Below are 3,401 nucleotides of genomic sequence, written 5' to 3' on the forward strand. Positions count from 1 at the left end.
ACCTCGGCGTCACGGTGATCGTGACCGTCGTCTCCACCGCGATCGTGATCGCCCTGTCGCTCGCGATCGCGCTCAACCCGCGCCTCCGCGGCGGCCGGCTCGCGTCGCTGTTCGCCGGGCTCGCGATAGTGCCGCTGTTCATCCCCGTCGTCATCGCGTCGTGGGCGATCCTCACCTTCTACTCGGGCGACGGCTTCGTGCGCACGGTGTTCGCGCTCGTCGGCCTCGACGGGCCGACCTGGGGCTACACGACCGTGGCGGTGGTGATCGGATCCGTGTGGACGAGCCTGCCGTTCGCCACGCTGATGGCGACGTCCGGCATGCAGGGCATCCCCGACGCCATGATCGAGGCCGCGCGCGACGCGGGCGCCTCGACGTGGGCCATCGTCACGCGCGTGCTCGTGCCGCTCGCCGCGATCCCGCTCGTCATCGCGACGACCTTCACCGCGATCGGCGTGCTCGGCTCGTTCACGGTGCCGTACTTCACGGGCCCGAACGCGCCCAGCATGCTCGGCGTCGACATCTCGAAGTACTTCACGGGCTTCAACCACCCGCAGCAGTCGATCGTGATGGCCGTCGTCGTGTTCGTGCTCGCGTCCGGCATCGCGTTCCTCTACGTCCGGGCCAACTTCCGCTCCGCGAAGAAGGAGGGCCGGGTCTGATGCGCGCGCTCCTCTCCGCCCGCGGCTGGATCCAGGCCGCCCTGTTCGCGGTCGTCGCCGTGTTCATCCTCGGACCGCTGCTCTGGCTCGCGGCGCACGCGTTCGCGACGAGCTGGGACTACCCGAGCCTCGTCCCCGCCGGGCTCACGCTCGACTGGTGGCGCGTGGTGTTCGAGGACGCCGAGCTCGCCGCGGCCGTCCGCAACTCGCTGTACTTCGCGCCCATCACGGTGCTCGTGTCGGCCGTGGTGTGCCTGCCGGCCGCCTACGCGTTCTCCAGGTTCCAGTTCCCGGGCCGACGGATCCTGCTGGTGGGCCTGTTCGCCACCAACGCGTTCCCCAAGATGGGGCTGTTCGTGTCGATGGCGTCCCTGTTCTACGGGCTGCACCTCATGAACACGGTCACGGGCATCGTCATCGTGCAGCTCATCGGCACGGTCGTGTTCATGACCTGGATCCCGGCCGCCGCGTTCAGCGCCGTGCCGCGCTCCCTCGAGGAGGCCGCGCGCGACGCGGGCGCCGGCCGCATGCGGACGTTCCTGCACGTGACCCTGCCGCTCGCGCTGCCCGGGATCCTCGTGGCCGTGCTCATGTCGTTCCTCGCCGCGTTCGACGAGGCGCAGGGCACCTACCTCGTGGGCGCGCCCGTCTACATGACGATGCCGACCGAGATGTACTCGCTCGTCCTCAACCACCCGAAGCAGGTCGCCGCCGTGTTCGCGATCCTCCTCTCCGTCCCCTCCGTCGCCCTCCTCCTGCTCGCCCGCCGCCACATCATGGGCGGGCGTCTGGCCGAGGGCTTCCAGATCCGTTAGGCCGGCCATGACCGCATCCGCACTCCCCGCCACCCCCGTCGCTCCCCCGCGCGCGCACGACGACGGCACCGCGACGGCCGCCCCGTCCGGCCTCGTCGTCGCCGGGCTCTCCAAGGACCTGGGCGGCCGCACCATCGTCGACGACCTCCACCTCGACGTCGCGCGCGGCGAGCTCGTCGCGCTCCTCGGCCCGTCGGGCTGCGGCAAGACCACGACGCTCCGCATGATCGCGGGGTTCCTCGAGCCCGACCGCGGATCCGTCGTGATCGGCGGCCGGGACGTCACGGCCGCGGGTCCCGACCGCCGACCGAGCGCGATGGTGTTCCAGAACTACGCGCTCTGGCCGCACCTCACGGTGTACAAGAACGTGGCCTTCCCGCTCACGCTGCGGAAGCTGCCGAAGGACGAGGTCGCGCGCCGGGTCATGGCGGCCCTGGAGACCGTGAACCTCGCGCACCACGCGCATTCGCGGCCCACCCACATCTCCGGCGGCGAGCAGCAGCGCGCCGCGCTCGCCCGGGCGATCGTGCAGGAGCCCGACCTGCTGCTGCTCGACGAGCCGCTGTCGAACCTCGACGCGAAGCTGCGGGTGAAGGTGCGCGAGGAGATCCGCGACATCCAGCAGCGGCTGGGGATCACGACCGTGATGGTCACCCACGACCAGGACGAGGCGCTCGCCATCTCCGACCGCGTCGCCGTGATGCACCAGGGCCGCATCGAGCAGGTGTCGGCACCGACCGAGCTGTACGCCCGGCCGCGGACCCTCGTGGTCGCGTCGTTCATCGGCAGCATGAACCTGCTGCCGGCGCCGCGCCTGCAGGGATCGACGCCCGAGACGCTCACGGCCGGAGCGCCCGCGGCCTTCGTCCCGACCTCGGCCGACGCCGACGTGTGGGCCGTCCGCCCCGAGGACGTGGCCTACGCGCCGCGCGGGTCACGACCCGAGCCCGACGCGACCTCCGTGGTCGTCCGCCGCGTCCTCCCGCACGGCCACTTCCAGGAGCTCGTGCTCGACGCGGGCGGCGTGGAGGTGCGGGCGCTCGTCACCGGATCCGCGCCCGCGGTCGGCGAGGCCGGCACCGTGACGCTCCGCGAGGTTCGGCACTACCGGGACGGGATCCTCGTGCCGGACGGCGCCGCGCCCGCGCCCGCCGCGTCCGCCGCGACGGACGACGCGCGATGACCGTCGCTACGGCCCACCGCGGCGACTCCTCCCGGCACCGCGAGAACACGCTCGCCGCCATCCGCTCGGCGGCCGAGGCGGCTGCCCGCACGGTGGAGGTCGACGTCCACGTCACGCGCGACGGCGGCGTCGTGCTCCTCCACGACGACACGCTCGCCCGCCTCTGGGGCGTCGACGCGCGGGTCGCGGACCTCGACCTCGCCGACGTCCTCGCGCTCGGCGGCGGCGAGCTGCGGATCCCGCTCCTCGCCGACGCGCTCGAGCTGCTCGCGGGCACGGGCGTCGAGCTCGTGATCGACATGGCGACAGGGGATCCGGCGGCCGCCGCCCACGCGGTCGTCGCGCTCGCGCCGCGCACGCCCCGCGTCGCCTGGTGCGGGCACATCGACGGCATGCGCGTGATCCGCGAGCTCGACCCGTCCTCCGTGATCTGGCTGCCCTGGGCCGACCCGCAGCCGCCCACGGCGGACGAGCTCGCGGAGCTGCGGCCGGCGGTCGTCAACATGCCGCACCTCCTCGTCGGCCCGGCGCTGGTGGACGCCGTCCACGCGCTGGGCGCGCGGGTGGCCGCGTGGACCGTGGACGACCCCGCGCAGATGGAGTGGCTCGCGTCGATCGGCGTGGACGCGATCACGACGAACGAGCTGTCGACGCTGCTCGACGTGCTCGCCCGCCGCGCGGCCGATCCGGCCGCCGCCGACGCGCACGCGTCCTCGGCCGCCACCGAGCGCGCCCGGGCCC

At 73.2% G+C, this 3,401-nt stretch carries 4 protein-coding genes; all 4 read left to right on the forward strand.

Annotated features, from left to right (window positions below):
• Window positions 1-662 (forward strand): ABC transporter permease (locus DZG00_RS13675; RefSeq protein ID WP_119455732.1); only part of this gene is annotated, 662 nt, incomplete at its 5' end.
• Window positions 662-1,477, forward strand: coding sequence for an ABC transporter permease (locus DZG00_RS13680; protein ID WP_119383098.1), 816 nt, complete (start codon window positions 662-664; stop codon window positions 1,475-1,477). The genes DZG00_RS13675 and DZG00_RS13680, both read left to right, overlap by 1 nt.
• Window positions 1,478-1,484: 7 nt before the next feature.
• Window positions 1,485-2,660 (forward strand): ABC transporter ATP-binding protein, encoded by a 1,176-nt coding sequence (locus DZG00_RS13685; protein ID WP_119455733.1) that lies wholly within the window; start codon window positions 1,485-1,487, stop codon window positions 2,658-2,660.
• Window positions 2,657-3,401 (forward strand): glycerophosphodiester phosphodiesterase (locus DZG00_RS13690; protein WP_304650940.1); only part of this gene is annotated, 745 nt, incomplete at its 3' end. The genes DZG00_RS13685 and DZG00_RS13690, both read left to right, overlap by 4 nt.

It is taken from the genome of Clavibacter lycopersici (assembly GCF_003576405.1).
GTDB classification, from domain to species: domain Bacteria; phylum Actinomycetota; class Actinomycetes; order Actinomycetales; family Microbacteriaceae; genus Clavibacter; species Clavibacter lycopersici.